Source organism: Streptomyces aurantiaciflavus (assembly GCF_049808595.1).
Taxonomy (GTDB): Bacteria; Actinomycetota; Actinomycetes; order Streptomycetales; family Streptomycetaceae; genus Streptomyces.
On the sequence record NZ_JBNCAQ010000019.1, the window covers coordinates 1 to 25552 of the forward strand.

Consider the following 25552-nt stretch of genomic DNA (forward strand, 5'->3'; position numbering starts at 1 on the left):
CCGGCGCCTGCCCTATGCGGTTGTCCTGGCCCGAGCCGTCTCCCCGAGTGGACGGCGCCGGGCGGCTCTGTGTGAGTCTCGCCCTAGCTTTCCGCCAGGATGTGCGAGAGCTCCTGATCGAGGTCGAAGTGACGGTGCTCCGTGCCGGGGGGCACGGCCGCGTCCGTCCGCTTCAGGAAGGATTCCAGGGCCCGCGCCGGGGCCTCGAGCAGAGCCTCACCCTCAGGGGAGCTCAGGGCGATGCACACGACGCCCTGACCGTGGCTGCGCGACGGCCAGACGCGGACGTCGCCGGTACCCGTGGGCCGGTGGAGGCCCTCCGCGAGGAGGTCGCGGGCGAACACCCACTCGACGGTCTCCTCGGCTCCGGTGTGGAAGGTGGCGTGCACGGCGTAGGGGTCGGCCGTGTCGTACCGCAGGCCTGCGGGGACAGGCAGGGAGGACTCGCTCGACACAACGAGGCGCAGGTGCAGCTCGCAGCTGACCGTGGTGTTCATAAGCGCCAGGGCCTTTCGCTCAGTGTGCGCTCGGGGATTCGCACGTCGGCGAAATCGACATGCCACCTACGGTGCCGTTGTAAACCCCTCTGCGTGTTTTGTGTGTGTTTACGTAACTCTTCCGGCCGAGAGAGCGTTCGTGAAGTACCACCATTACGGTGACTGGAATCTCTCGGGTAGGGTTTGGCCGTATGAATACGGGGAGTGACGAGCCGGGCGAGGTGGCCATGGCGGCGGACGACGCGGGGGCCGAAGGGGCCGCGCGGGCGGAGGAACAGGGGCTCGGCTCCCGGGCGCCGGAGTTCATCAAGGCGCGCCGCATCCTGCATCTGAGCTGGCAGGTCGGAATCTTCGTCGTCGGCCTCGCGGTCGTGGTCGCCGGCATCATCATGCTGCCGCTGCCCGGGCCCGGCTGGGTCGTGATCTTCGGTGGCATGGCGATCTGGGCGACCGAGTTCGTCTGGGCCCAGCTGGTCCTGCGCTGGACCAAGCGCAAGGTCACCGAGACGGCCGCGCGCGCCCTCGACCCCAAGGTGCGGCGCCGCAACATCATCCTCACCTCGGTCGGCCTTGTGATCATCGGGGTGATCGTGGGCATCTACCTGTGGAAGTTCGGCTTCGAGATGCCGTGGAACATCAAGGACCAGTGATCACCGGTGATCCCCGGCGGGGGCGCGGGGACCGGTCAGCCTGGTCACAGGCACCCCCTGACTTGGGGTAATGTTCTTCCTGCGCCCGGGCGATTAGCTCAGTGGGAGAGCGCTTCGTTCACACCGAAGAGGTCACTGGTTCGAACCCAGTATCGCCCACCCGGAACGGCGGCCCGTCTGCGACAGAGCAGACGGGCCGCCGTCGTATGCGCCGAACGGTTCGCGGTGGCGCACGACGGGACACCGGCCCTACACCCAGGCCGCCCGACGCTCACACCGGCCCGCTGCAACCGGTGCCCCGACGGTGGCGGATCCCCCGATCGCGGTGAAAACCGCCGATGGCGATGGCGGAAGCCGATGATGGCGGCCTACGGTGGCGGAGCCCCCGACGGCAGTGAAACCCCGAGGGCGCGGTGGAGCCGCGACGGCGGTGGAACCCCCGGAGGACGGTGGAACCCTCGACGGCGGTGTATCCGCTGGTGTCGGCGGAACCCGGTGGCCGGCATCTGGCCAGCCCCTTCATCCTCGGTGTGCGCGGCATGGCCGCCGCCGCCCGGCTCGGCATCCCGACCGTGGCCGTCCACCAGGCGGACCTGGCCGGATACGCCCGCACCTATGTGCACACGGGTGAGACGGCCGCCTGGCGCCGCAACGAGCCGTCCACACCGCCGATGACCTCACCCTCGCGCACACTGTCGAGCGTCTCCTGATGGCGCCGGATCCCGAGGGCCTGGCCCGGTGCTGGCACCCCGACGGCGGCGGATCCCCGACGACAGGGGGAAGCCCCCCGGCGCGGACCACCGCCCGGCCACGGCCCGGCAGTCACTGCCGACAGCTGCCCGGCCGCGGCCCGGCAGTCACTGCCGACAGCCGCCCGGCCGCGGCCCGGCAGTCACTGCCGACAGCCGCCCGGCCGCGGCCCGGCAGCCACCGCCGACAGCCGCCCCGGCCACAGCTCGGCAGGATCCGCTGACAGTCGGCTTCGCTGGCACACCCCACCAGCACCACGAGCACCCCCAGCCACAGACAACGCCCTTGGACGGCACCCTCCCAGACACCCCGTCACCCGCCAACCCGCCATCGCGCAGGCGGATTTCAGCCGCCCGCCATGGCCGTACGCACCCCACGCACGGTCCGGGAAATCGAACAACCGCTGCCCACCTGCGCCTTCGTCCCGCCGGAGGCGCTCCTTCCGCCTTGCGTCCCCGCATCCGCGTCCAAGTGCCCAACAAGAAATTCCTGTCCGAATCATTGACGCCCCCTCAGCCCCCTCGTACCTTGTGCCAGCAAGCGCTTTCTTGAAACGATTCATGCAAGCGGCAGCGACGCTGCGGGGAGGCCGACGGTGGGAACCAGCAGGAATGTTGAGAGGCGAACGATCCTGAAGGCGGCGGGGGCTACGGCGGCCACGCTCGGCCTGGCCGCGACCACGGCCTGCGGGGGGAACAGCGGCACCTCCTCCGACGGGACGGTGACCCTGCGTTACGCGTGGTGGGGCGGCGAGCCGCGCACCATCGCCATCAAGAAGACGATCGCGCTCTTCGAGAAGAAGTATCCGAAGATCAAGATCAAGCCCGAATTCACCGACTACGAGGCGTTCTGGGAGAAGTTCCAGACCCAGGCCTCCGGCGGGAATCCGCCGGACGTTTTCCAGAATGCGGTCGGTTTCCTGCGCAAGTACGACAAGCGCGGTGTTCTGATGGATCTCAAGACGCAGGCGGACGCCGGGAATCTGAGCCTGGACAACTTCCGCAACGGCGTTCTGGCGAACGGTCAGGTCGACGGCAAGCAGATCGGCATACCCGTCGGCGCCAACACCATGGCGCTCGTCATCGACCTCAAGGCCTTCAAGAAGGCAGGCGTCGAGGCGAAGATGGGCTGGACCTGGGACGAGTACTTCGACGCTCTCCAGACGATCCAGGACAAGGTGAAGATCGCCGGTGACACCGGCTACTGCAGCATCATGTACCTCTACGACCTGTACCTGCGCCAGAACGGCAAGGCCTTCTTCACCGACTCCGACCTCGGCTTCACCGAGGACGATCTGACGCAGTGGTGGGAGGACGGCTACAAGCGCGTCAAGTCCGGGCTCGTCGCCGATCCCAAGAAGGTCGAACAGGTCAAGCCCAAGTCCGCGCTTTCGGCGGGGCTCGCCGCGTCCGAGTTCACCTGGGACAACTTCTCCATCCGTTACGAGGGCGAGGGCGAGTCGGACTACGGGCTGGCGCCGATCCCCACCACGGACGGCAAGAACACCGGCCAGTACCTCGGTTCGCTGATGCTCAGCGCCTTCGCCGGGACCAAGCACCCCAAGGAAGCCGCGCAGTTCATCGACTTCATGGTCCACGACCCCGAGGTCGGCAAGATCATGGGCTACGACCGCGGCATCCTCGCCACGACCGAGCAGTACGACGCGTTCACGCCCACCGACGAGAACAACAAGGGCGTCAAGGCGTACGAGGAGGAGGTCGCCAAGGCCGGCGTCCTCGGGAAGATCACCCCGCACCCGTCCGGAGCCGACGTCATCGAGGCGGCCTTCCTGCGCATCGGCGGCGAGGTCACCCAGGGCAAGACCAAGCCGGCCGACGCCGCCAAGGCGCTGTTCAGCGAGGCCAAGGCCGCGTTCGCGGGCTGAGGGGACGTACCACCATGACGCTCGTCAAGGAAGCGCCCGCGCGCCCGGCCGGCAAGCGGTCCGCCGCTCCCGCCGCCGGGCGGCGCGGGCGGCGCCGCGAGAACCTCGCCGGCTATCTGTTCATGTCGCCGTGGATCGCGGGGTTCCTGCTGCTCACGGCGGGGCCGATGATCGCGTCGTTGTACTACGCGTTCACCAGCTACAACCTGTTCACGCCGCCCCAGTGGGTGGGGCTCGACAACTTCACGACGATGTTCCAGGACCCGCGCTGGCAGAAGTCGGTGCAGGTCACCCTGAAGTACGTCGTCGTGGCCACACCGCTGAAGCTGCTGCTCGCGCTCGGCGTCGCGCTGCTGCTCGCACAGAAGCGGCGCGGACAGGGCCTGTACCGGGCCGCGTTCTACATGCCCTCACTCATCGGCGCCAGCGTCTCCGTGGGTTTCGTGTGGCGGGCGCTGTTCTCGGACGACGCGGTCGTGGACCGGACGCAGAAGGTCTTCGGTCTCGACGTGGGGGGCTGGATCGGCAACCCGGACTACGTCCTCTACGCCCTGGTGGCTCTGAGCATCTGGCAGTTCGGAGCGCCGATGGTCATCTTCCTGGCCGGCCTCAAGCAGGTCCCGCAGGAGCTGTACGAGGCCGCCGAGGTGGACGGGGCCGGCCCGCTTCGGCGGTTCTGGAACATCACGCTGCCGATGATCTCCCCGGTGCTGTTCTTCAACGTGCTGCTGGAGTCCATCCACGCGTTCCAGGTGTTCGGCTCCGCGTACGTCGTCTCCGACACCCGGTGCGGTCCCGCCGACGCCACGCTCGTCTACACCTGTTACCTCTACCAGAAGGGCTTCAAGGAGGCCCAGATGGGCTTCGCCTCCGCGATGGCCTGGACGCTGGTGGTCGCGGTGGCGCTCGTCACGGCGGTCCTGTTCTGGTCGCAGAAGAAGTGGGTGCACTACGAGGAGGCCGCCAAGTGACCACCGCCACCACCAGCCCTGTCGTGCGCAGCGCGAACGAGCGGCGGCGCGCCGGATCGATCGCCTGGCACGTGGGCGCGCTCGTCATCCTCGCCGTCGTCCTGTATCCCGTGATCTGGGTGGTCGGCGCCGCGTTCAAGCCGAGCAAGGACATCATCGCCAGCCTCGACCTGCTGCCCACCAAGCCGGTCTGGGCGAACTTCTCCGGGCTCGCCGACGGTATCTCCGGGATCTCCATCAGCAGCTTCTTCGTGAACTCGCTGATGTACGCGGTCCTCGCCGTGGTCGGTGTCGTGCTGTCCAGCTCGCTGACCGCGTACGCCTTCGCCAAGATCCGGTTCGCCGGCCGGAACCTGCTGTTCACGCTGATGATCGGCACGCTGCTGCTGCCGTACCACGTCCTGCTCATCCCGCAGTACGTGATGTTCCGCAACCTCGAACTCATCGACACGCTGGTGCCGCTGGTCGCGGGCAAGTTCCTGGCCACGGAGGCGTTCTTCGTCTTCCTGATGGTGCAGTTCATGCGGGGGCTGCCCCGCGAGCTGGACGAGGCCGCCAAGCTCGACGGCTGCGGGCACCTGAGGACCTACTGGTCCATCGTGCTGCCGCTGAGCCGCCCCGCCCTCATCACCAGCGCCATCTTCACCTTCATCAACGCGTGGAACGACTTCATGGGGCCGTTGATCTACCTCAACACCCCCGAGAAGTACACCGTTTCACTCGGCCTGATGATGTTCCGCGACCAGGAGGGCATCTCCAACTACGGCAGCATGATCGCGATGTCGCTGGTGGCGCTGGTCCCGGTCATCGCCTTCTTCATGGCCTTCCAGCGCTACCTCATCGACGGTATGGCGACCTCCGGACTGAAGGGCTGAGGCGGTCACCATGGCCCAAGCGCGCGTGAAGGCCCGTTCCCCACGCAGGGCGTCCCTCCTCGGCGGTGAGAAGTTCGCCGTCTTCGCGGAATGTCTGCTCACCGGCGTGTGGATCGCGGTGGCCTGTCTCGGGGTCGTCACCTACCCCGCGGCCTTCGCCGCCGGCGCACGGCATCTGCGGCGTCGTACGGCCCACGAGGGCGGTGGCTGGCGGGAGTTCGTCGCGGACTTCCGGGCGGCCGTGCGCGGGGGGTGGGCCGTCGGGGTCGCCGGATGGGCGGCGGCCGCCGCGGTCTGGGTGGACGTCCTGGCCGCGCGGGCCGGGATCCCCGGCGGGCCGCTCGTCGGGGCCGTCGGCATCTTCGCCCTGATCGGACTGGTCGTGGCCCTGCTGCGGGCGGCGGCTGTCTGGGCGCCGGGCACGTCCTGGCGGGCGCTGCTCGGGGACGCCGCACGCCGGACCGTGCTCGATCCCGCCGGTTCCTTCCTGATCGTCGGCGGGCTGGGTGTCGTAGGCCTGTCCGCCCTGTTCATCGCGCCGCTGGCGGTTCCCGTCCTGGGGGCCGTCGCGGCGGCGGCCGTCGCCGTCGAGGAGCGTTACCGGCACCGCTGACGGGCGGTGCCCTCTCCAGGCCGGCGCCCCGGGCGCCGCGCCTCCCCCTGTCATGCCCCTGACCACCCCCTGCATCCCGCACGGAAGGAAAGGCTGCATCCCATGTCTCCCATCCCCCGCAGGTCCCTCCTCAAGGCGGCGGCCGTCGCCGGAGCCGCCGCCCAGTTCAGCTGGGCGCTAGGGGCCAAGGACGCCGAGGCCGCCCCCAGAGCCGAGGCGGCGGACGCGGATCCCGTGACCCTTGACTGGCTGGAGGACGGCGGCCTCGGCGCCGCCCCCGGTTCCACCCTCGGCGTGCCCTGGCCGATGGGCGCCTACCAGGAGGACCAGACCTTCGCGCTGACGGACGCCGACGGCAAGGCCGTCCCCGTGCAGTCCTGGCCGATCGCCTACTGGCCGGACGGCTCGCTCAAGTGGACCGCCCACGCCGTGAGCTCCGGCAACGGCAAGCTCACCCTGAGCGCCGGTACGCCCGCCGCCCCCGCCAGGAAGGTCACCGTCGACAAGCGCGGCGGCACCATCGACGTCTCCACCGGCGTCATCACCGCGAAGATCGGCAAGTCCGGCGCCACGATCGTCAAGTCGGTCACCCGCGGATCCACCGAGATCGCCAAGAACGGGCGTCTGGTCCTGATCCGGCAGCCCGAGATCGAGGACGAGGACCAGGGCACGGTCAAGACCGAGCGCTTCGAGGGAGCCATCGACGGCGTCACCGTCGAACAGGAGGGACCGGTCCGCGCCGTCGTCCGCATCGACGGCAAGCACCGCAAGGGAAGCCGCAGCTGGCTGCCGTTCTCCATCCGCCTGTACTTCTACGCGGGCGCCGACTCCTTCCGCATGGTCCACACCATCACCTACGACGGGAAGCAGGAGCCCGGCAAGGCCGGCGGCGACTTCATCCGCGGCCTCGGCGTCCGCTTCACCGTCCCCATGCGCGACGAGTCCTACGACCGCCACATCCGCATCGGCGGCGAGGGCACCGGTCTGCTCCGCGAGGCCGTCAAGGGCATCACCGGCCTGCGCCGGGACCCGGGAGCGGCCGTCCAGGCGGCCCAGTACGAGGGCAGAAAGCTGCCCGACCCGGCCACCTGGGACCAGCGGGTCACGACCCGGCTCCAGTACATCCCCGAGTGGGGCGACTACACCCTCTCCCAGCTCTCCGCCGACGGCTTCACCCTGCGCAAGCGCACCAAGAAGGGCTACGGCTGGATCGGCGCCGGCGGCGGCAAGCGGGCCTCCGGGTTCGGGTACGTCGGAGGCGTGAGCGGCGGATTCTCCTTCGGCCTCAGGGACTTCTGGGAGAAGTTCCCCGCCCAGCTCGACATCCGCGACGCCCACACCGACGAGGCCGAGGTCACCCTCTGGCTCTGGTCGCCCGAGGCGCAGCCCATGGACCTGCGCTTCTACCACGACGGCATGGGCCAGGACACCTATCCCGAGCAGCTCGAGGGCCTCAACATCACCTACGAGGACTACGAGCCCGGCTTCGGCACCCCCTACGGGATCGCCCGTACCTCCGAACTCCTCTTCTGGGCCAACGAGTCCACCCCGAGCCCCGAGAAACTCGCCGAACAGGTCGAGGCCGTCCGCGTGCTGCCCCAGCTCGCCGCCCCGCCCAAGCAACTGATCAAGGCCAAGGTCTTCGGCCCCGGCCTCTACTCCGAGCCCGACCGCTCCACCCCCGCCAAGGCCAAGATCGAGGACCACCTCGACTTCCTCTTCACCTACTACAAGGACCAGGTGGAGATGCGCCGTTGGTACGGCTTCTGGGACTACGGCGACATCATGCACACCTACGACACCGTCCGGCACCAGTGGCGCTACGACATCGGCGGCTACGCCTGGGACAACTCCGAGCTGTCGCCGGACCTCTGGCTCTGGTTCGCGTACCTGCGCAGCGGCCGCGCCGACATCTTCCGCTTCGCGGAGGCGATGACCCGGCACACCGGCGAGGTCGACGTCTACCACATCGGCCAGTGGGCGGGCCTGGGCACCCGGCACGGCGTCCAGCACTACGCCGACAGCGCCAAGCAGCAGCGCATCGCCAACACGACGTACCGCCGCTACTACTACTTCCTCACCGCGGACGAACGCGTCGGCGACCTCATGCACGCCAACGTCGACTCCGACGAGACCTTCCTCGTCCTCGACCCCATCCGCAAGATCCGCACCGAGCCGTACACGCCCGACCGGCACGCCCTGTCGATCGGCTTCGGCACGGACTGGAGCGGCCTGGTGTCGGCGTGGCTCACGGAGTGGGAGCGCAAGGGCCCCAAGTGGGAGAAGGCCAAGGCGCGCGTCCTGTCGACCATGGAGACGATCGCCGCCCAGCCCAACGGCTTCGTGCAGGGCAGCGGCCTGTACGACCTCGACACGGGCAGGTTCGCCATCGCGGACAAGCCGGTCGTCGGCGTCTCCCACCTCTCCGCGGTCTTCGGCCTCAACGAGCTGTGCGCCGAGCTCATCCACCTCGTCGACATGCCGAAGTTCAACGAGGCCTACTTCGACTACTGCCGTTACTTCAACGCCACCAAGGCCGAACAGGCGGCCCGCTACGGCTCCAACTTCGGCAGCCTGCTGCTGTTCCAGGGCCACTCGCGCCTCGACGCGTACGCGGCCGTGCAGACCGGGGACGAGAAGCTGGCCAAGCGCGCCTGGGACAAGTTCTACAACTCCGACGGCTACAAGGAGTCCGCACCCTGGAAGACGGAGGCACTGAGCGGCCCCGCCACCCTGGTGCCGGGCAGCGAGGCCACCTGGGTGTCCACCAACGACACCGCGCTCTACGGCCTCGCCGCCATCGAGAACCTGGCGCTCCTCGGCGACAGGATGCCGTAGCCAGGAGTCAGTGCATCTTCCCCAGGGCCTCCCGCACCCGCCGGACCTCCCGGATCCGCCGCTCGTACGTCGCCCCGACGGCGAGCAGCAGGAGTCCGGCGAGCGCGGGAGGCACCCAGCGGGGGAGCGCGTCGGCCGCCTGGGCCAGGTAGGGGGCCAGCTCGTGCAGCGCGTCGAGGACCAGCGCCGTGCCGCCGAGGACCAGCGGGGCCTGGAGGCGGTGCCGGGCGCCCAGCAGGGTGACCAGCAGGGCCGCCGCGCCCAGCAGCAACGGGCGCGTCCACTGCGGGTCGCCCCAGGCCGCGGCGAGGCTCGGCAGCAGTGTGGCGGCGAGTCCGGGACCGTACGCCGTCCAGGACGAGGTCAGTGGCTCGCGGTGCCGGCGCCAGGCACCGACCAGCAGCGCCGGGACGGTCACCGGGAGCGTGTACGCCTCCGGCGTGGTGACGTCCCAGGCGGCGAGCCTCACCCAGCCGGCCAGGAGGAACAGGGCGGCGGCCGCGTATCCGACGGGGCGGCGGTCGGGGCGCGCCGCCGTGCCCGCGGCGATCACCGCGGACAGGGACAGCACCAGGGCCAGCATCGGGGGGTCGGCGAGCGCGAGGCCCACGGCGAGCACTCCGGCGACCGCGCCCGTCACCTCCACCGGCACGGTCGCCGGTGACTTGCCGAGCCGGGCGGCGAGCAGGGCCGCGCCCAGGGGGACCGCGAGGACCAGCACCGCCGTGTGCGCGGGCCGCCAGTCCGCCGCCGCGCCCGTCGCGCAGGCCAGCGCGGTGGCGTGGAGCAGCGCGGCCGGGGCCATGACCGGGGTGAGGCGAGGCCGCCCCGACACGGTCACGAACAGCGCGGTCAGGGCCGACACCACGGTCAAGGTCGCGCTCTGCGAGGCGAGGGAGAGGAAGAAGAGGTTGAGCGAGGTGGCCAGTCCGAGCGTGGTGGCGGTCCACGGCGTGGGCAGGAAGACCGCCGCCGCCGTCACGGCACCCAGGAGCAGCAGCGTGAGCACGTAGGGGAGTTCGAACACGGCGGGAACGGCGATGCAGGCCGCCCAGGCCAGGCCCAGCGCGCCGGCCCGGGCCCGCGGGCGCCGGACCTCGTTCCGGACGGTCAGGACGAGCACGGCGGCGACCGCCACCAGGACGAGGAGCGCCTGTCCCGGGTACGGGGGCCAGGGAGTGTGGACGGTCACGGCGGCGCGGGCGTCCGAGGGCATGCCCGACCAGGGCCGCTCGATCCAGCCGAGCGGGCCCAGCAGCGTGACGAGGACCAGCGGCAGGGCCCACAGCACCGCCAGCGCCTGCACCGCGGCGGAAGCCTGGGTGAGGCCCCCTCGCACCGGCTCGGGGAGCCGGCCTCGTACCGCCGACAGCAGCACGATGCCGCAGGCCAGGTGGGCGGGGACCGTCCAGCCGTCGGGCAGCGCGACCCGCAGCAGACCCCCGCCCGCCGCCACCAGCAGCAGACCGCCTGCCGTCGCCGTGCCCCTCGCGACGGCCGGCTGCGGCAGCCGCCGGGCGGCGCCGAGCGCGATGGCCGCCGCGAGGGTGAGGAGCGCCGCCGCACGGGCGGCGGCGCTCGGACCGGAGGCCGTCCAGGACAGCCACCCGGCCGCCGTCACGCCCCAGCCGCCCAGGCCGTACGCGCCGACGGCGGCGGCGTTGCGCACGGAACGGGCGGTGACCCGGAGCGCGAGCACCGAGTCGAGGCCGGACGTCACCAGCAGCGCCGCCGCGACGGTGTACGGGTCCGCGCCGGCGGCGAACGCCCAGAGCGGCAAGGGGAGTTGAGCGGCGACCAGCGCGGCGGGCCGGGGCAGGCGCAGTGCGTCGAGCCCACGCCCGTACGCAGCCCAGAGTCCCGCCAGCACCGCCGCGGCGACCGCCGCGTAGCCCGTGCCGTCGGTGCCGGTGAGGGCCGCCTCGTGCAGTGCGTAGGAGTCCAGCACCGTCAGCGCCAGTCCCAGGCCGGCCACCGACTCCGCCGTCGAGCGCAGCCCACGCCTGAGCAGGGGCACCGGCGCGGCCAGCACGGCCAGGGTGACCGTGCCGAGCACCAGGGCTCGACCGGCGATTCCCAGGTGGCCCCAGCTGACCAGGGTGAACGCGATCGCCGCGATGGTGAGCAGGACACCGCCGAGCAGCAGCAGGACGTTCTGGACGCGCGGGGCGGTCGCCTCCGGGCGGGGCTCGGCGTGGGGCGCCGGCGCCGGCTGCCGCGTCCGCTGCAGCGAGGCGACCAGCCAGGCACGGCGCGTCAGCAACTGTGCCCGGCGGGCGTCCAGTTGCCACAGCTCGGCGTCGATGAGCCGCAGCTCCTCGGCCGGGGACGGAATGTGCGTCATGCATCGGAGTGTGGTCCGCGTCACCTCGTACGGCATGGGCGCGGCTACTCAGTACGTACTCGGATTCCGGCCCGGGTACCGGCACACTCGGCGCATGGACTGGACGCACTACCGCTTCCGCAGCCTGTGGCCGCTGCCCGCGCCGTCCGGGGCCGTGTACGCGGTTCTGGAGCGGCCCGAGGACTACCCCCGCTGGTGGCCCCAGGTCCGTGAGGTCACCCGGCTCGGCGACACCATCGGCGTCATCACGATCCGCTCGCTCCTGCCGTACGCCATGACCTTCACCGCGCGCGAGACACGGCGCGATCCGGCGGCCGGAGTCCTGGAGATCGCCGTGTCCGGGGACATCACGGGCTGGGCACGCTGGACGGTCACCGCGGGCGGCCCCGGCAGCCTCGCCCGCTACGACCAGGCCGTCGACGTGAACAAGCCGCTGCTCAGGCGGTTCGCCGTGCCGGGGCGGCCGTTCTTCCGCGTCAACCACCGGCTGATGATGCGGGCCGGGCGGCGCGGGCTGGCGGCGTACCTGCGAACGGTTTGAAGGAAACCCGCGGGGACCTGTATTGTTCAGTGCGTTCCCGGGCGATTAGCTCAGTGGGAGAGCGCTTCGTTCACACCGAAGAGGTCACTGGTTCGAACCCAGTATCGCCCACCGGGAAAGGCCGGTCCGCAGTACGCGGACCGGCCTTCTTCATGCCGCCGCGGGCAGCGCCGGGCGCAGGGGCCACGACTCGTCCACCGTCTCCGGCGAGCCGCTGCGCGCGAACCACGCCTGCAGTCCGCGCGCCTGCGCCGCGTGCCAGGACGTCTGCAGCGAGTGCAGCTCCGCGGGGGACAGCCGCTCCAGCCGGGCCGCGAACCGCCGGCCCAGCGCCCGGACGACCTCCAGCGCGGCCACCGCGTCCGCCGCGGCGTCGTGCGCGTCGGCCAGTTGGACGTCGTAGTGCGCGCACAGGTCGGTGAGTGTGCGCCGGCCCTTGCGGTAGCGGTCCAGGTGCTTGTCCAGCACCCGGGGATCCAGCACCCGCAGCGGCGCCGGCTCAAGCCAGTGGCCCAGCGACGAGGCGCGGTGCCTGCGCAGCTCGCGGTCGAGCAGCGTCAGGTCGAACGGCGCGTTCATCACCACCAACGGCCGTCCCGCCGCCGCCTGTTCAGCGAGCAGCTCGGCTATCTCGTACATCACCGGCGCCGGCCAGCGGCCGTTGCGGTGCAGGTGATCCTCCGTCAGCCCGTGCACCGCCGTCGCCGCCTCGGGCACCGGTACGCCCGGGTTCACCAGCCAGCGGCTCACCCGCGGCCGGGTGCCCGGCGCGTCCTGGACGACGAGCGCGGCCGACACGATCCGGTCGGTCTCGACGTCCACTCCTGTCGTCTCCGTGTCGAACGCCGCCAAAGGGCCCTCGTACCAGCACGCCATACCTACACAACCCCTCGTTCACCCACGGCAGCTGACGCACCGTCTTCTGCCCGTTTGGTGATACCCGGGCTGTTTGCGCCGTACGCCGGAAGGACACAACAGGAGTACGGGTCTTTGCAGTTCAGGGGCTCGACGCGGAATGCACACGGCCCCCGGCGCGGGGCTCCTCTTTGCCTGAAAGGCTGTCGGTCATGGCGATAGCGCAGCCCGAGCGGGGCGGGCTGCTGCCCGAGCATGCGGCCCCCCATCGCGGCACACTCGCCACCACCGCCTGCATGGAGACACTGCAGGTGGGTTACCTCCACGCGGTCGCGGCGGCCGCGGGCTGCTCGCTGTCCCAGCCCTTTCCCGACAACGGCATCGACTGGCACGTCAGCCACAGCGCGCCCGGGCACACCGTCGACGACGAGGTGACCATCAAGGTGCAGCTGAAGGCCACGTACCAGATCCCGCCGAACCCCCCGAACCGGTTCTTCTCCTTCACGCTCGACAACGACCACCTGAGAAAGCTCGCCCGCACCCCGGTCTCGGTGCACAAGATCCTCGTCGTGATGATCGTCCCCCGGTCCCAGGACCAGTGGCTGCGCGCCGGCCACGACCGGCTCGACCTGCGGCACTGCTGCTACTGGGTCAACCTCGCCGGCCACCCGATCACCGGCCGGACCCGGACCACCGTGCGGATACCGACCTCACGCATCTTCGACGACCGGGCGCTGTGCGAGATCATGACGCGGGTCGGGTCGGGAGGCAGACCATGACGCACCGCCCGCTCGACGAACCCCTGCGGCCGGTACGACCGCACCCCGTCGAGGCCGCCTGGAACCGTCCCCCCGAGCCCGCCGAGGTCGACCCGGCCGTCCTCGGCGCCCTCCTGCGCCGGCACGGCTGGCAGCGACGCGGCGGCGCCGCCGGACGCTACGGCCGCTGGACCCCGCCCGGCCCCGGCGGCAGCGGAACCAGCCTGCTGGTGCCCGAGACCCGCGCCTTCCCCGACAGCGACGACCTGCTCGGCGAGGCGCTTCAGGCCCTGGCCCGCAGCCAGACACCCGCCGCCCGCGAGGTGCTCGTGGGACTCGCCGTCCCCAGCGACGAGATCCGCTGGTGGCGGGACACCCCGGCCGGGCCTGCCGACACCGCCTCCTGGGCCGCCGAGGAACAGCTGCGCGGCGCCGCCCGGCAAATGCTCCTCGCCGGCGCCCTCGCCACACGCGCGCGTGCCGGTTACCACGGCGCCCGGCACCGCCGTACGGCCGGCGCGATGCTGGAGAGCGTCCTCGTCGGCGCCGCGGCCGGGGGGCGTCGGCTGACCGCCTTCGTGCCGGTCGAGGCGGGACGCCCGCTCGCCGTACGCCTCCACCAGGCCCTCTACGCCGTCCGCGAGGCCATCGACTACCGGCGGGCCACCGGAGGCATGGACGCCTTCGACGGAGCGGTCGAGGCCGGCGCCAGCCGCGAGCTGACCGACGCGCTCATCGCCCTCGTCCGCGGTACGGAAGGGGCGCGCATCGCCGTCGAGTGGGCGCCCGCGGCGGGGGTCCCCGAGGACTGCGCGGCCACCGCCGAGCCCGTGGAGTTCTCGCCCGGCGACCTGGCCGCGCTGCGCGAGGCCGGCGCCCGCTATCTGCGCGAGGAGCCCTCCGTGCCCGTGCGGATCACCGGCACGGTGGTGCGGATGCGCAGATCCGGGCCGCGCGGCGAGGGCAGCGTACGGCTGCGGGTGATCGCCGGGGCGGAGATCCCGCACGTTCGGCTCACCCTCGACGAGGAGGACTACCGCATCGCCGGGCAGGCCCACCTGGTCGGGCTGCCGGTGCGGGTGCAGGGGCGGCTGGAGAGCCGGGGCGGCTTCCGTCGGCTGACCGGTGCCTGCGGGGTCGTACCCGTGCAGGTGGACGAGGCCGAGCGGGACCGGCTGATGAAGTCGCTCCAGGAGCATCTGGACTTCTTCGAGGAGGCCTGCGGCGGAGAGGACTGAGCCGGGCAGCCGGGGCGTGGACCATCCGTTTCGCGGTCGGGGTGCCGGGGTCGGTACGATCCGGTATTGCGCGCGCTCCCGGTATGGCGCCGCACCCCACCTTCAGTCAGGAGAGACCGGTGTCAGACGTCCGTGTGATCATCCAACGCGATTCCGAGCGGGAAGAGCGCACGGTGACGACGGGCACCACGGCCGCCGACCTCTTCGCCGGCGAGCGCTCGATCATCGCCGCGCGCGTGGGCGGCGAGTTGAAGGACCTCACCTACGAGCTCCAGGACGGCGAGACCGTCGAGGGCGTCGAGATCTCCTCCGAGGACGGCCTCAACATCCTGCGCCACTCCACCGCCCACGTCATGGCCCAGGCCGTGCAGGAGCTCTTCCCCGAGGCCAAGCTGGGCATCGGCCCGCCGGTCAAGGACGGCTTCTACTACGACTTCGACGTCGAGAAGCCCTTCACGCCCGAGGATCTCAAGGCCATCGAGAAGAAGATGCAGGAGATCCAGAAGCGGGGGCAGAGGTTCGCCCGCCGTGTGGTCACCGACGAGGCCGCCCGTGAGGAACTCGCGAACGAGCCCTACAAGCTGGAACTGATCGGCCTCAAGGGCTCCGCGTCCTCCGACGACGGCGCGGACGTCGAGGTCGGCGCGGGCGAGCTGACGATCTACGACAACCTGGACGCCAGGACCGGCGAGCTGTGCTGGAAGGACCTCTGCCGCGGTCCCCACCTGCCCACCACCCGGAACATCCCGGCGTTCAAACTGATGCGCAACGCGGCCGCCTACTGGCGCGGCAGCGAGAAGAACCCGATGCTCCAGCGCATCTACGGCACCGCCTGGCCGTCCAAGGACGAGCTCAAGGCGCACCTCGACTTCCTCGCCGAGGCCGAGAAGCGCGACCACCGCAAGCTGGGCAGCGAGCTCGACCTGTTCTCCATCCCGGAGCAGATCGGCTCCGGCCTCGCCGTCTTCCACCCCAAGGGCGGCATCGTCCGCCGGGTCATGGAGGACTACTCGCGGCGCCGCCACGAGGAGGCGGGCTACGAGTTCGTCTACACCCCGCACGCCACGAAGGGGAAGCTCTTCGAGACGTCGGGCCACCTCGACTGGTACGCCGAGGGCATGTACCCGCCCATGCAGCTCGACGAGGGCGTGGACTACTACCTCAAGCCCATGAACTGCCCGATGCACAACCTGATCTTCGACGCGCGCGGCCGCTCGTACCGCGAACTGCCGCTGCGCCTCTTCGAGTTCGGGACCGTGTACCGGTACGAGAAGTCGGGCGTCGTGCACGGCCTCACGCGCGCGCGTGGCTTCACCCAGGACGACGCGCACATCTACTGCACCCGCGAGCAGATGTCCGACGAGCTGGACAAGCTGCTCACCTTCGTCCTCGACCTGCTGCGCGACTACGGTCTGACCGACTTCTACCTGGAGCTCTCCACCAAGGACCCGGAGAAGTTCGTCGGCTCCGACGAGGTCTGGGAGGAGGCGACCGAGACGCTGCGCCAGGTCGCCGAGAAGCAGGGCCTGCCCCTGGTTCCCGACCCGGGCGGCGCCGCCTTCTACGGGCCGAAGATCTCCGTGCAGGCCAAGGACGCCATCGGCCGGACCTGGCAGATGTCGACCATCCAGCTCGACTTCAACCTGCCGGAGCGCTTCGACCTGGAGTACACCTCCGCCGACGGCTCCAAGCAGCGCCCCGTCATGATCCACCGCGCGCTGTTCGGCTCCATCGAGCGGTTCTTCGCGGTGCTCCTGGAGCACTACGCGGGCGCCTTCCCGGCGTGGCTGGCGCCGGTGCAGGCGATCGGCATCCCGATCGGCGACGCGCACGTGGAGTACCTGGAGAAGTTCGCCGCGGCCGCCAAGAAGCAGGGGCTGCGGGTCGAGGTCGACTCCTCCTCCGACCGGATGCAGAAGAAGATCCGCAACGCCCAGAAGCAGAAGGTTCCCTTCATGGTGATCGCAGGCGACGAGGACATGTCGGGCGGTTCGGTGTCCTTCCGCTACCGCGACGGCTCGCAGGAGAACGGCATCCCCTTCGACGAGGCCATCGCGAAGATCGCGAAGGTGGTCGAGGAGCGGACGCAGGTCTGAGGCCGCCGGCGACGGGCCTTCGGGGAGTCACGTCCCCGGGGGCCCGTCCCCGTTCCGGGAGGTGTCCTCCCGCGAGAACACCTGGATCAGCCACGACGAGAACGACCCGGTGACCGCGCCCAGCAGGGCCAGCCCGCACGCCATCATGCCCACCGCGATGGTCCGGCCGAGCGGGGTGACCGGGACGACATCGCCGTAGCCGACGGTGGAGAGGGTCGCGCAGGCCCACCAGACCGCGTCCCCGAAGGTGCGCATCTCGGTGCCCGGCGCTCCGCGTTCGAGGTCGTAGACGGCGAGCGCGCCCGCGAAGCCGAGCAGCAGCGTCGACACCCCCGCGTACACGATCACGCGCGCGTACAGCGACAGACGGGGCTCCCCGCGCCGGCGCAGCACGGCATCGTAGAGCCGCACGATCCGCAGCGGGCGCAACAGGGGCAGCAGCACGAACAGGGTGTCCAGCAAGTGCCTCCGCACGAATCCCAGGCGCTGTCCGCTGAGCCGCCAGCGCACCCCGTAGTCCACGGCGAACAGCGCCCACGCGGCCAGCGTCACCGCGAGGGACACGTCCCGCCACCCGCCCGGGAGGCCCGGGGCGAGGACGTGGACGGCGTACCCGGCGAGGAAGGCCAGCGAGGCCACGGCGAGGGGCACCTCGGTGCGCTGCTCCCAGCGAAGCAGGCGGCTGTCTTCGGTCATCGGCTCAGCTTGGCCCGAGGCGCTTGTCCCACAACCCCGCCGACACGCCGCGAACGGACGAAGCCATATGCTGCCTAGCATGACGAGTGAGCCGGAGCAGCAGATCGGAGTGGGGACGCAGGACGCGTTCCAGCGCCTGTGGACGCCCCACCGGATGGCCTACATCCAGGGCGAGAACAAGCCGACCGGCCCGGGGGCCGACGACGGCTGCCCCTTCTGCTCGATCCCGGCCAAGTCCGACGAGGACGGGCTGATCGTCCGGCGCGGTGAGCACGTGTACGCCGTGCTGAACCTGTACCCGTACAACGGCGGCCACCTGATGACCGTGCCCTACCGGCACGTCGCCGACTACACCGACCTGACCGGGCCGGAGACGGCGGAGCTCGGCGAGCTGACCAAGCAGGCGATGACGGCCCTGCGCACCGCGTCCGGCGCGCAGGGCTTCAACATCGGTATGAACCAGGGTTCCGTGGCGGGCGCGGGGATCGCCGCGCACCTGCACCAGCACATCGTCCCGCGGTGGGGCGGGGACACGAACTTCATGCCGGTGGTCGGCCACACGCGCGTGCTGCCGCAACTGCTGGCGGACACACGGAAGATGCTGGCGGAGGCCTGGCCGACAGTCTGATTCTGCCGGGGCGCCTCGCAGCTGAGGCCAGGCGCATCCGGCCCGTCTCGGGGCACCCCCTCCGGGGCAGTTCGAGGACGGGGCCCGTTCACGGCCGATGCGGGGGCCTGGGGCCGCGGCCCCAGGGACGGCACCCCTACCACCAGCGCGGGAAAGCCGCCCCACCGCCGCAGGCTCACGCGTCGTACGTGTCGGCCTTCCGTGGGGACACGTCCTGGACCGTCCCGCTCAGCACCGACGACCGTGTGCTGAACTTCTCGACGTCCACGTCGTGCTCCTTGAGGACCCGCAGCGCGGCCGTGTGCACCACCCGCAGCACCGGTGCGGCGGCGCGCAGCGCGTCGTCGGCCATGAAGCGGTGCCGCCACGGCTGGTCGGCCCAGGCGTGCCGCAGGCCGAACGGCTCGGGCAGGCCGATGGAACCGCCGAGCCACTTCAGCAGCGGCGGGTACCAGCTGATCGTGGCGCGCGCGGCGAGCCGTACCACCTCGTCGGTGGTGACCAGCGGAAGCTTGATCGTCCGGGTCTCCCAGAAACGGACGGTCTTGGCGACCTCCTTGCTGGGGGCCTCGGGCTTGGTGGTGAACAGGCCGTTCACGGGACCGAGCGCGTGTCCGGTGACCTCGATGCGCAGCGTCTCGTGCAGCACGGTCACGGTGATCAGCATGGTGATGATCAACTGGCCGTCCCAGAGCGGCCACTGCACCCCGAGGTAGTGCCGGTCGCCGCCGCCGAACTGCTGCTGGTCGCAGATCTGCTCGATGGCCTTCGGCTTGACCTGGTACGCCTCCACGTCCGTGCCCTCGGGCCGGGCGACCGCCGTGGCGTTCTCGCCGACGGGCGTGACGATCCAGTGCCGTACGGTCGGGGGCGGAAAGCCACCGGTCTTCAGGCTCTGCCGGTTGAGCACGGTCAGCTGGTCGTGGATCGCCCGTATCACCGTCCAACTGCGGAACTCGTGGACGCCCTTGTTGGGGTCGGTCGGGACCAGTTCCTCCGCGAGGTGCCAGGCGCCCCAGCGGGTGCCCATGCCGAGGATGCCCTTGGGCCCGGCGTAGAAGACGGAGTTGGACTGCTGCTCGGCGCTGAGCCGGGCCAGGGACTGGCGCAGTTGCTCGGCGGCCGTCTGGTTGGGGCTGGTCGGCACCGCCTCGGGGACCTTGGCGCCGACGCTGCTGCCGGAGAGCAGGCTGTCCCAGCGCTCACGCAGATCCGTCGCCGTGTTCTCGCAGATCCGCTTGGCGAGGAACCAGCCGACCACGGGCGCGATCACCGCACCGCGCGCGTACCACCCCCAGAAGCCGCCGAAGGGCATACGGAGGACGAAGAGCACGGCGAGGGCGCCGACCGCGACGAGCAGGCCGGTGGCGAGCCCGGAGGCCCGCCTGTCGGTCAGCTTCCCCATGGTGGCCCGCAGCTGGAAGACCAGCAGCCAGACCAGGAGCCCGGGCAGGAAGAGCAGGCCGCACAGGACCATGACGCCGGTGAGCTTCTTGTCGCGCTCGCGGCGGATGCGGTTCGCCGCGAGGCAGTGCTCGACGACCACCTGCGGCTCGGTGCCGAACGACTGGATGAGCGGCTTGCGGCCGACGCCCAGCATGCGGTCGATCACCGCCTGGGAGAACGCCTCGCCCAGGTTGGGCCGGAAGATCTTCGCCCAGCTTCGGCCGGCGTTGACCGCCGACTGGTGCCACTCGTTGTCGGCCTTCTTGATGTCCTCCACGGGGTTGTCCCGGTAGGCCGCCGAGGCCAGCGCGAAGGTCGCCGTCTGCCCTCCGTCGCCCGTCTGCGGCACCTGTGGCCCGAAGATGTCCGCGTAACCGCTGTCAACGGTCATTCCCGCCCCCGATCGCAGCCGCTCTCGCTTCTGCGGCCTTCCCGACTTCCGTGCTCCGCACACCTGTTGATCAGGTCATCAGCGTATCCGCAGGCACCGACATCCGTCGGCGGACGGCCGAAGCCGCCCGCCGAATCGGAGGAACACGTTCCACACAGGCCACTTGAGAGCGGCCCTGTCCCAACCCCTACCCGTCCTGCGCCTGTTGACGGACCCGCTCGGCCACCTGAGGCGGCATCGGCTCGTGCCGGGCGTAGACGCGGTGGAAACGGGCCGTGCCGTGCGAGAGGGAACGCAGGTCGACCGCGTACCGGCCGATCTCGATCTCGGGCACCTCGGCCCGCACCAGGGTGCGCCCGCCGCCCGTCTGCTCGGTGCCGAGCACCCGGCCGCGCCGGCCCGACAGGTCGCTCATCACGGCGCCCACGTACTCGTCGCCGACCAGTACGCTCACCTCGACCACCGGCTCCAGCAGATGGATCTTCACGTCGGCCGCGGCCTCCCGCAGCGCCAGCGCGCCGGCCGTCTGGAACGCGGCGTCCGAGGAGTCCACCGAGTGCGCCTTGCCGTCGAGGAGCGTGATCCGCACGTCGACCAGCGGATACCCGGCCGCGACGCCCTTGGCCGCCTGCGCCCGTACGCCCTTCTCGACGGACGGGATGAACTGGCGCGGCACCGCGCCGCCGACGACCTTGTCCACGAACTCGATGCCCGATCCGCCCGGCAGCGGCTCCACCTCGATCTCGCAGATGGCGTACTGGCCGTGCCCGCCGGACTGCTTGACGTGCCGTCCGCGCCCCGAGGACCTGGTGGCGAACGTCTCCCGAAGGGAGACCTTGTGCGGGACGACGTCGACCTGCACGCCGTAGCGGCTGCGCAGCCGCTCCAGGGCGACGTCCGCGTGGGCCTCGCCCAGGCACCACAGGACCACCTGGTGGGTCTGCTGGTTCTGTTCCAGCCGCATCGTCGGGTCCTCGGCGACCAGCCGGGACAGGCCCTGCGAGAGCTTGTCCTCGTCGGCCTTGCTGTGCGCCTGGATGGCCAGCGGCAGCAGCGGGTCGGGCATCTGCCAGGGTTCCATCAGGAGCGGATCGTCCTTGGCGGACAGGGTGTCGCCGGTCTCCGCACGGTTCAGCTTGGCCACGCACGCGAGGTCGCCCGCGATGCAGTGCGTCAGCACGCGCTGCTGTTTGCCGAAGGGCGCGGAGAGGGCGCCGACGCGTTCGTCGACGTCGTGGTCCTCGTGGCCGCGGTCCGCCAGGCCGTGCCCGGAGACGTGGACGGTCTCGTCGGGGCGCAGGGTGCCGGAGAAGACGCGGACGAGCGAGACGCGGCCGACGTAGGGGTCGGAGGACGTCTTCACGACCTCCGCGACCAGCGGCCCGTTCGGATCGCACGACTTCAGCCCGCGCGGCTTGCCGTCGACGGTGGTGACGCCGGGCGCCTCCCGCTCCAGGGGGGTCGGGAAGCCCCGGGTGACCAGTTCGAGCAACTCGACGGTGCCGATGCCCTGCCGGGCGCCGTCGGCCGCGGGCGCGGCGGCCAGGACGGGGAAGAAGGTGCCGCGCGCCACGGCCCGTTCCAGGTCCTCCACCAGCGTCTTGAAGTCGATCTGCTCGCCGCCCAGATAGCGGTCCATGAGGGTCTCGTCCTCGCTCTCGGCGATGATCCCCTCGATCAGCCGGTTGCGGGCCTCCTCGATCAGCGGCAGCTGGTCCTCGCCCGGCTCGGACTCCTTGCGCTCGCCGGTGGAGTAGTCGAACAGCTTCTGCGACAGCAGCCCGATCAGCCCGGTCACGGGCGCGTGCCCGTCCGGCGCCTGCGGGCCGTGCAGCGGCAGGTACAGCGGGAGCACGGCGTCGGGGTCGTCACCGCCGAAGACCTCCGCGCAGACCCGGGTCATCTCCTCGAAGTCCGCGCGCGCGGACTCCAGGTGCGTGACGACGATCGCGCGCGGCATGCCGACGGCCGCGCACTCCTCCCACACCATGCGCGTCGAGCCGTCCACGCCGTCCGAGGCCGAGACGACGAAGAGGGCCGCGTCCGCGGCGCGCAGACCGGCCCTGAGCTCCCCGACGAAGTCGGCGTACCCGGGGGTGTCGAGGAGGTTGATCTTGATGCCGTCCCAGTCGACCGGCACCAGGGAGAGCTGCACCGAGCGCTGCTGGCGGTGCTCGATCTCGTCGTAGTCGGAGACGGTGCCGCCGTCCTCCACACGGCCCGCCCGGTTCACCGCTCCCGCGGTCAGCGCGAGAGCCTCCACCAGAGTCGTCTTGCCCGATCCGCTGTGGCCGACCAGCACCACATTCCGTACGGACGCGGGGTGGTCGGCCGCCGTAGCCCTGCCGGCGGCTCCGGGGTGTGCGTTCGCCTTGTCGCCCATTTCTTGCCTCCCGTGCACGGTGAGGTCATCGGGGGCGCGGACACGACGGCTCCGCGTGCGGTGGCGGCTCCGGCGACGCCCGCGGTTCTTCGAGCTTTCCACTCCCGTCACGGTGCGTCCATACGAAGGACGCGACGACGCCACGCGGTCGTGCCCGGGAGGGGCGCGAGCGGTCCGTGATCCGGGCGCCGTCGGGCCGTGACACGGGGGCCGGGTGCCCGGCAGTCGCACACGCGCGCGCGTGGCTACGATGGGCCAGCCGGTGGCCACCAGGGCCGCGCGGCCACACCGACCGTCGGGAAGGCCATGCTGAACAAGTACGCGCGTGCATTCTTCACGCGTGTCCTCACACCGTTCGCCGCGTTTCTCATCCGCCGGGGCGTGAGCCCCGACATGGTCACGCTGATCGGCACCGCCGGCGTGGTCGCGGGCGCGTTGGTCTTCTACCCCAGGGGCGAGTTCTTCTGGGGCACGGTCGTGATCACCCTCTTCGTCTTCTCCGACCTCGTCGACGGCAACATGGCCCGCCAGCTCGGCCGCTCCAGCCGCTGGGGCGCCTTCCTGGACTCCACGCTCGACCGGGTCGCCGACGGCGCGATCTTCGGCGGCTTCGCCCTCTGGTACGCGGGCCACGGCGACGACAACGTCCTGTGCGCCGTCTCGATCTTCTGCCTGGCCAGCGGGCAGGTGGTGTCGTACACCAAGGCGCGCGGTGAGTCGATCGGGCTGCCGGTAGCCGTCAACGGGCTCGTCGAACGGGCCGAGCGGCTGGTGGTCTCGCTGGTCGCGGCCGGTTTCGCGGGCCTGCACAAGTTCGGGGTGCCCGGCATCCAGTACCTGCTGCCGGTCGCCCTGTGGATCGTCGCCGTCGGCAGCCTGGTCACGCTGATCCAGCGGGTCGTCACCGTCCGGCGCGAGTCGGCGGAGGCCGAGGAGGCGGCCGCGCAGGAGACCGAGGGGCGCGAGGCGGCCAAGTGAACGCGCGGGACCAGTTGACCGACGCCCTGTACGGCCTCGGCTGGAGTACCGTCAAGAAGCTCCCCGAGCCCGTGGCGGTACGCCTCGGCCGGACCATCGCCGACCTCGCCTGGAAGCAGCGCGGCAAGGGCGTGCGGCGCCTCGAGAGCAACTACGCGCGCGTGGTGCCCGACGCGAGCCCCGAGCGCCTGGCCGAGCTCTCGCGCGCGGGGATGCGCTCCTACCTGCGCTACTGGATGGAGTCCTTCCGGCTGCCGGCCTGGAGCCCCGAGCGCGTCAAGAGCGGCTTCGACCCCAAGGACGTGCACCACCTCACCGACGGGCTCGCCGCCGGCAAGGGCGTCGTCCTCGCGCTGCCGCACCTGGCCAACTGGGACCTGGCCGGCGCCTGGGTCACCACCGAGCTGCGGACCCCGTTCACCACGGTCGCCGAGCGCCTCAGGCCGGAGAGCCTCTACGACCGTTTCGTCGCCTACCGCGAGGGTCTCGGCATGGAGGTCCTGCCGCACAGCGGCGGCTCCGCCTTCGGCACCCTGGCGCGGCGACTGCGCGACGGCGGCCTGGTCTGCCTGGTCGCCGACCGCGACCTGTCCGCGTCCGGCGTCGAGGTCGAGTTCTTCGGCGACACCGCCCGGATGCCCGCGGGTCCGGCCCTGCTCGCGCAGCAGACCGGCGCGCTGCTGCTGCCCGTCACGCTCTGGTACGACGACTCGCCCGTCATGCGGGGCCGCGTCCATCCCCCGATCGAGGTACCCGAGTCAGGTACCCGGGCCGAGAAGACGTCTGTCATGACACAGGCGCTGGCGAACGCCTTCGCCACAGGCATCGCCGATCACCCGGAGGACTGGCACATGCTGCAGCGGCTTTGGCTCGCGGACCTGGAACCCCGCCCGGCGGACGGGGACCGGGCGTGAGAATCGGCATCGTCTGCCCGTACTCCTGGGACGTGCCGGGCGGCGTCCAGTTCCACATCCGCGACCTCGCCGAGTACTTCATCCGGCTCGGCCACGAGGTGTCCGTCCTCGCCCCCGCCGACGACGACACGCCGCTGCCGCCGTACGTCGTCTCGGCCGGCCGCGCCGTCCCGGTGCCGTACAACGGCTCGGTGGCCCGGCTGAACTTCGGCTTCCTGAGCGCCGCGCGCGTGCGCCGCTGGCTGCACGAGGGCAAGTTCGACGTGATCCACATCCACGAACCGACCTCACCGTCGCTGGGCCTGCTGACCTGCTGGGCCGCGCAGGGCCCGATCGTGGCGACCTTCCACACCTCCAACCCGCGCTCGCGCGCGATGATCGCCGCGTACTCGATCCTCCAGGCCGCCCTGGAGAAGATCAGCGCGCGGATCGCGGTCAGTGAGTACGCCCGCCGGACGCTGGTGGAGCACCTCGGTGGGGACGCGGTGGTCATCCCCAACGGTGTCGACGTCGACTTCTTCGCCCAGGCCGAGCCCAGGCCCGAGTGGCAGGGCGAGACGATCGGCTTCGTCGGCCGCATCGACGAGCCCCGCAAGGGCCTGCCGGTCCTGATGCGAGCACTGCCGAAAATCTTCGCCGAGCGGCCGAACGCGCGCCTGCTGGTCGCCGGCCGCGGTGACGAGGAGGAGGCCGTCGAGAACCTGCCGAAGGAGCTGCGCCCGCGCGTGGAGTTCCTCGGCATGGTCAGCGACGAGGACAAGGCCCGCTTCCTGCGCAGCGTCGACCTGTACGTCGCCCCCAACACCGGCGGCGAGAGCTTCGGCATCATCCTGGTCGAGGCGATGTCCGCCGGAGCACCGGTCCTCGCCTCCGACCTGGACGCCTTCGCCCAGGTCCTCGACCAGGGAGCGGCGGGCGAGCTCTTCGCCAACGAGGACGCGGACGCCCTGGCGCAGGCGGCGGTGCGCCTCCTCGGGGACCCCGCACGCCGGGCCGAGCTGCGGGAACGCGGCAGCGCCCATGTGCGCCGCTTCGACTGGTCGACCGTAGGCGCGGACATCCTGTCGGTGTACGAGACGGTGACGGCGGGCGCGGCGGCGGTGGCGGCGGACGACAAGGCATCGCCGGGGCTGATGGCGCGGTTCGGCTTGGCGAGGGACTGAAGGTGCGTCCAGCGCCCCCACCTCAGGGGCGCGGGGAACTGC

At 71.1% G+C, this 25552-nt stretch carries 20 protein-coding genes, 2 tRNA genes and 1 pseudogene; 17 read left to right on the forward strand and 6 right to left on the reverse strand.

Translation table 11 applies throughout. The features are described from left to right. Positions 1–83 precede the first annotated feature (83 nt). Complete coding sequence (locus ACPT94_RS22820) at positions 84–497, reverse strand: SsgA family sporulation/cell division regulator (RefSeq protein WP_004002642.1); 414 nt, start codon at positions 495–497, stop codon at positions 84–86. A gap of 191 nt (positions 498–688) precedes the next feature. Between ACPT94_RS22820 and ACPT94_RS22825 the strand changes: the two genes are divergently transcribed. The 8 genes and pseudogenes from ACPT94_RS22825 to ACPT94_RS22860 all read left to right on the forward strand — a co-directional run bounded on the left by ACPT94_RS22825 (position 689) and on the right by ACPT94_RS22860 (position 9079). Further along, entirely contained in the window at positions 689–1147 is a 459-nt protein-coding gene (locus tag ACPT94_RS22825; protein ID WP_425246714.1) for a TIGR02611 family protein, read from the forward strand. A gap of 87 nt (positions 1148–1234) precedes the next feature. Further along, a tRNA-Val gene (locus ACPT94_RS22830) sits at positions 1235–1306 on the forward strand. A gap of 344 nt (positions 1307–1650) precedes the next feature. Further along, positions 1651–1835: pseudogene (locus ACPT94_RS22835) on the forward strand (glycosyltransferase family 1 protein); the annotation flags it as partial. 657 nt (positions 1836–2492) lie between these two features. After that, positions 2493–3782, forward strand: a complete 1290-nt coding sequence (locus ACPT94_RS22840; protein WP_360345119.1) for an ABC transporter substrate-binding protein — start codon at positions 2493–2495, stop codon at positions 3780–3782. Between the two features lie 14 nt (positions 3783–3796). Further along, complete coding sequence (locus ACPT94_RS22845) at positions 3797–4753, forward strand: carbohydrate ABC transporter permease (RefSeq protein WP_360345117.1); 957 nt, start codon at positions 3797–3799, stop codon at positions 4751–4753. After that, a complete protein-coding gene (locus ACPT94_RS22850) occupies positions 4750–5628 on the forward strand; it encodes a carbohydrate ABC transporter permease (protein ID WP_360345115.1) in 879 nt (292 codons plus the stop codon). Before ACPT94_RS22845 ends, ACPT94_RS22850 begins: the two co-directional genes overlap by 4 nt. Positions 5629–5638: 10 nt before the next feature. Continuing rightward, positions 5639–6241, forward strand: a complete 603-nt coding sequence (locus ACPT94_RS22855; protein ID WP_425246715.1) for a hypothetical protein — start codon at positions 5639–5641, stop codon at positions 6239–6241. Positions 6242–6343: 102 nt separating this feature from the next. Next, on the forward strand, positions 6344–9079 hold the full coding sequence (locus ACPT94_RS22860; RefSeq protein ID WP_425246716.1) for an exo-rhamnogalacturonan lyase family protein: 2736 nt from the start codon (positions 6344–6346) through the stop codon (positions 9077–9079). 7 nt (positions 9080–9086) lie between these two features. Here the strand turns inward: ACPT94_RS22860 and ACPT94_RS22865 are convergent, their stop codons facing one another. Then, complete coding sequence (locus ACPT94_RS22865; protein ID WP_425246717.1) at positions 9087–11459, reverse strand: SCO7613 C-terminal domain-containing membrane protein; 2373 nt, start codon at positions 11457–11459, stop codon at positions 9087–9089. A 58-nt stretch (positions 11460–11517) separates the two neighbouring features. Between ACPT94_RS22865 and ACPT94_RS22870 the strand changes: the two genes are divergently transcribed. Both ACPT94_RS22870 and ACPT94_RS22875 read left to right on the forward strand, forming a co-directional pair. Then, entirely contained in the window at positions 11518–11964 is a 447-nt protein-coding gene (locus ACPT94_RS22870) for an SRPBCC family protein (RefSeq protein ID WP_360345107.1), read from the forward strand. Between the two features lie 39 nt (positions 11965–12003). Beyond that, positions 12004–12075: transfer RNA gene (locus ACPT94_RS22875), tRNA-Val, on the forward strand. A gap of 39 nt (positions 12076–12114) precedes the next feature. On the opposite strand, the gene ACPT94_RS22880 is transcribed toward ACPT94_RS22875, so the two are convergent. Beyond that, complete coding sequence (locus ACPT94_RS22880) at positions 12115–12840, reverse strand: 3'-5' exonuclease (RefSeq protein ID WP_360345105.1); 726 nt, start codon at positions 12838–12840, stop codon at positions 12115–12117. 191 nt (positions 12841–13031) lie between these two features. Between ACPT94_RS22880 and ACPT94_RS22885 the strand changes: the two genes are divergently transcribed. The 3 genes from ACPT94_RS22885 to thrS all read left to right on the forward strand — a co-directional run bounded on the left by ACPT94_RS22885 (position 13032) and on the right by thrS (position 16911). Beyond that, positions 13032–13598, forward strand: coding sequence for a DUF4365 domain-containing protein (locus ACPT94_RS22885; protein WP_360345103.1), 567 nt, complete (start codon positions 13032–13034; stop codon positions 13596–13598). Further along, positions 13595–14815: a hypothetical protein gene (locus tag ACPT94_RS22890; protein ID WP_425246719.1), complete on the forward strand. Its 1221-nt coding sequence runs from the start codon at positions 13595–13597 to the stop codon at positions 14813–14815. The genes ACPT94_RS22885 and ACPT94_RS22890 overlap by 4 nt, the downstream gene beginning before the upstream one ends. Positions 14816–14934: 119 nt before the next feature. Further along, positions 14935–16911 (forward strand): threonine--tRNA ligase, encoded by a 1977-nt coding sequence (gene thrS, locus ACPT94_RS22895; protein ID WP_360345099.1) that lies wholly within the window; start codon positions 14935–14937, stop codon positions 16909–16911. Between the two features lie 27 nt (positions 16912–16938). Here the strand turns inward: thrS and ACPT94_RS22900 are convergent, their stop codons facing one another. After that, positions 16939–17607: a potassium channel family protein gene (locus tag ACPT94_RS22900; protein ID WP_360345097.1), complete on the reverse strand. Its 669-nt coding sequence runs from the start codon at positions 17605–17607 to the stop codon at positions 16939–16941. 67 nt (positions 17608–17674) lie between these two features. Between ACPT94_RS22900 and ACPT94_RS22905 the strand changes: the two genes are divergently transcribed. Further along, positions 17675–18235: an HIT family protein gene (locus ACPT94_RS22905; RefSeq protein WP_360345095.1), complete on the forward strand. Its 561-nt coding sequence runs from the start codon at positions 17675–17677 to the stop codon at positions 18233–18235. Between the two features lie 175 nt (positions 18236–18410). Here the strand turns inward: ACPT94_RS22905 and ACPT94_RS22910 are convergent, their stop codons facing one another. Then, complete coding sequence (locus tag ACPT94_RS22910) at positions 18411–20072, reverse strand: hypothetical protein (RefSeq protein WP_360345093.1); 1662 nt, start codon at positions 20070–20072, stop codon at positions 18411–18413. Positions 20073–20259: 187 nt separating this feature from the next. Then, positions 20260–22455 carry an elongation factor G-like protein EF-G2 gene (locus ACPT94_RS22915; RefSeq protein ID WP_425246720.1) on the reverse strand — a complete coding sequence of 732 codons (2196 nt, stop codon included), beginning with the start codon at positions 22453–22455 and terminating at the stop codon, positions 20260–20262. Between the two features lie 306 nt (positions 22456–22761). Here ACPT94_RS22915 and pgsA point away from each other — a divergent pair, with 306 nt between their 5' ends. Genes pgsA through ACPT94_RS22930 form a run of 3 tightly spaced genes read left to right on the forward strand, consistent with a single transcriptional unit; the run spans position 22762 to position 25510 of the window. Continuing rightward, on the forward strand, positions 22762–23433 hold the full coding sequence (gene pgsA / locus ACPT94_RS22920) for a phosphatidylinositol phosphate synthase (protein ID WP_360345089.1): 672 nt from the start codon (positions 22762–22764) through the stop codon (positions 23431–23433). Further along, the gene (locus ACPT94_RS22925; protein WP_360345087.1) at positions 23430–24347 is read left to right on the forward strand and encodes a phosphatidylinositol mannoside acyltransferase; all 918 of its coding nucleotides are present in this window, start codon (positions 23430–23432) and stop codon (positions 24345–24347) included. The genes pgsA and ACPT94_RS22925 overlap by 4 nt, the downstream gene beginning before the upstream one ends. Beyond that, positions 24344–25510, forward strand: a complete 1167-nt coding sequence (locus ACPT94_RS22930) for a glycosyltransferase family 4 protein (RefSeq protein ID WP_360345085.1) — start codon at positions 24344–24346, stop codon at positions 25508–25510. The genes ACPT94_RS22925 and ACPT94_RS22930 overlap by 4 nt, the downstream gene beginning before the upstream one ends. The last annotated feature ends 42 nt before the right edge of the window (positions 25511–25552 follow it).

Bases quoted from the DNA above. Each gene is read 5' to 3' on its own strand.
- ACPT94_RS22870 (WP_360345107.1), top strand. From the start codon at position 11,518: ATGGACTGGACGCACTACCGCTTCCGCAGCCTGTGGCCGCTGCCCGCG.
- ACPT94_RS22855 (WP_425246715.1), top strand. From the start codon at position 5,639: ATGGCCCAAGCGCGCGTGAAGGCCCGTTCCCCACGCAGGGCGTCCCTC.
- pgsA (WP_360345089.1), top strand. From the start codon at position 22,762: ATGCTGAACAAGTACGCGCGTGCATTCTTCACGCGTGTCCTCACACCG.
- ACPT94_RS22885 (WP_360345103.1), top strand. From the start codon at position 13,032: ATGGCGATAGCGCAGCCCGAGCGGGGCGGGCTGCTGCCCGAGCATGCG.
- ACPT94_RS22900 (WP_360345097.1), bottom strand. From the start codon at position 17,607: ATGACCGAAGACAGCCGCCTGCTTCGCTGGGAGCAGCGCACCGAGGTG.
- ACPT94_RS22910 (WP_360345093.1), bottom strand. From the start codon at position 20,072: ATGACCGTTGACAGCGGTTACGCGGACATCTTCGGGCCACAGGTGCCG.
- ACPT94_RS22865 (WP_425246717.1), bottom strand. From the start codon at position 11,459: ATGCCGTACGAGGTGACGCGGACCACACTCCGATGCATGACGCACATT.
- ACPT94_RS22820 (WP_004002642.1), bottom strand. From the start codon at position 497: ATGAACACCACGGTCAGCTGCGAGCTGCACCTGCGCCTCGTTGTGTCG.
- ACPT94_RS22890 (WP_425246719.1), top strand. From the start codon at position 13,595: ATGACGCACCGCCCGCTCGACGAACCCCTGCGGCCGGTACGACCGCAC.
- ACPT94_RS22880 (WP_360345105.1), bottom strand. From the start codon at position 12,840: ATGGCGTGCTGGTACGAGGGCCCTTTGGCGGCGTTCGACACGGAGACG.
- ACPT94_RS22915 (WP_425246720.1), bottom strand. From the start codon at position 22,455: ATGGGCGACAAGGCGAACGCACACCCCGGAGCCGCCGGCAGGGCTACG.
- ACPT94_RS22825 (WP_425246714.1), top strand. From the start codon at position 689: ATGAATACGGGGAGTGACGAGCCGGGCGAGGTGGCCATGGCGGCGGAC.
- ACPT94_RS22905 (WP_360345095.1), top strand. From the start codon at position 17,675: ATGCTGCCTAGCATGACGAGTGAGCCGGAGCAGCAGATCGGAGTGGGG.
- ACPT94_RS22845 (WP_360345117.1), top strand. From the start codon at position 3,797: ATGACGCTCGTCAAGGAAGCGCCCGCGCGCCCGGCCGGCAAGCGGTCC.
- ACPT94_RS22860 (WP_425246716.1), top strand. From the start codon at position 6,344: ATGTCTCCCATCCCCCGCAGGTCCCTCCTCAAGGCGGCGGCCGTCGCC.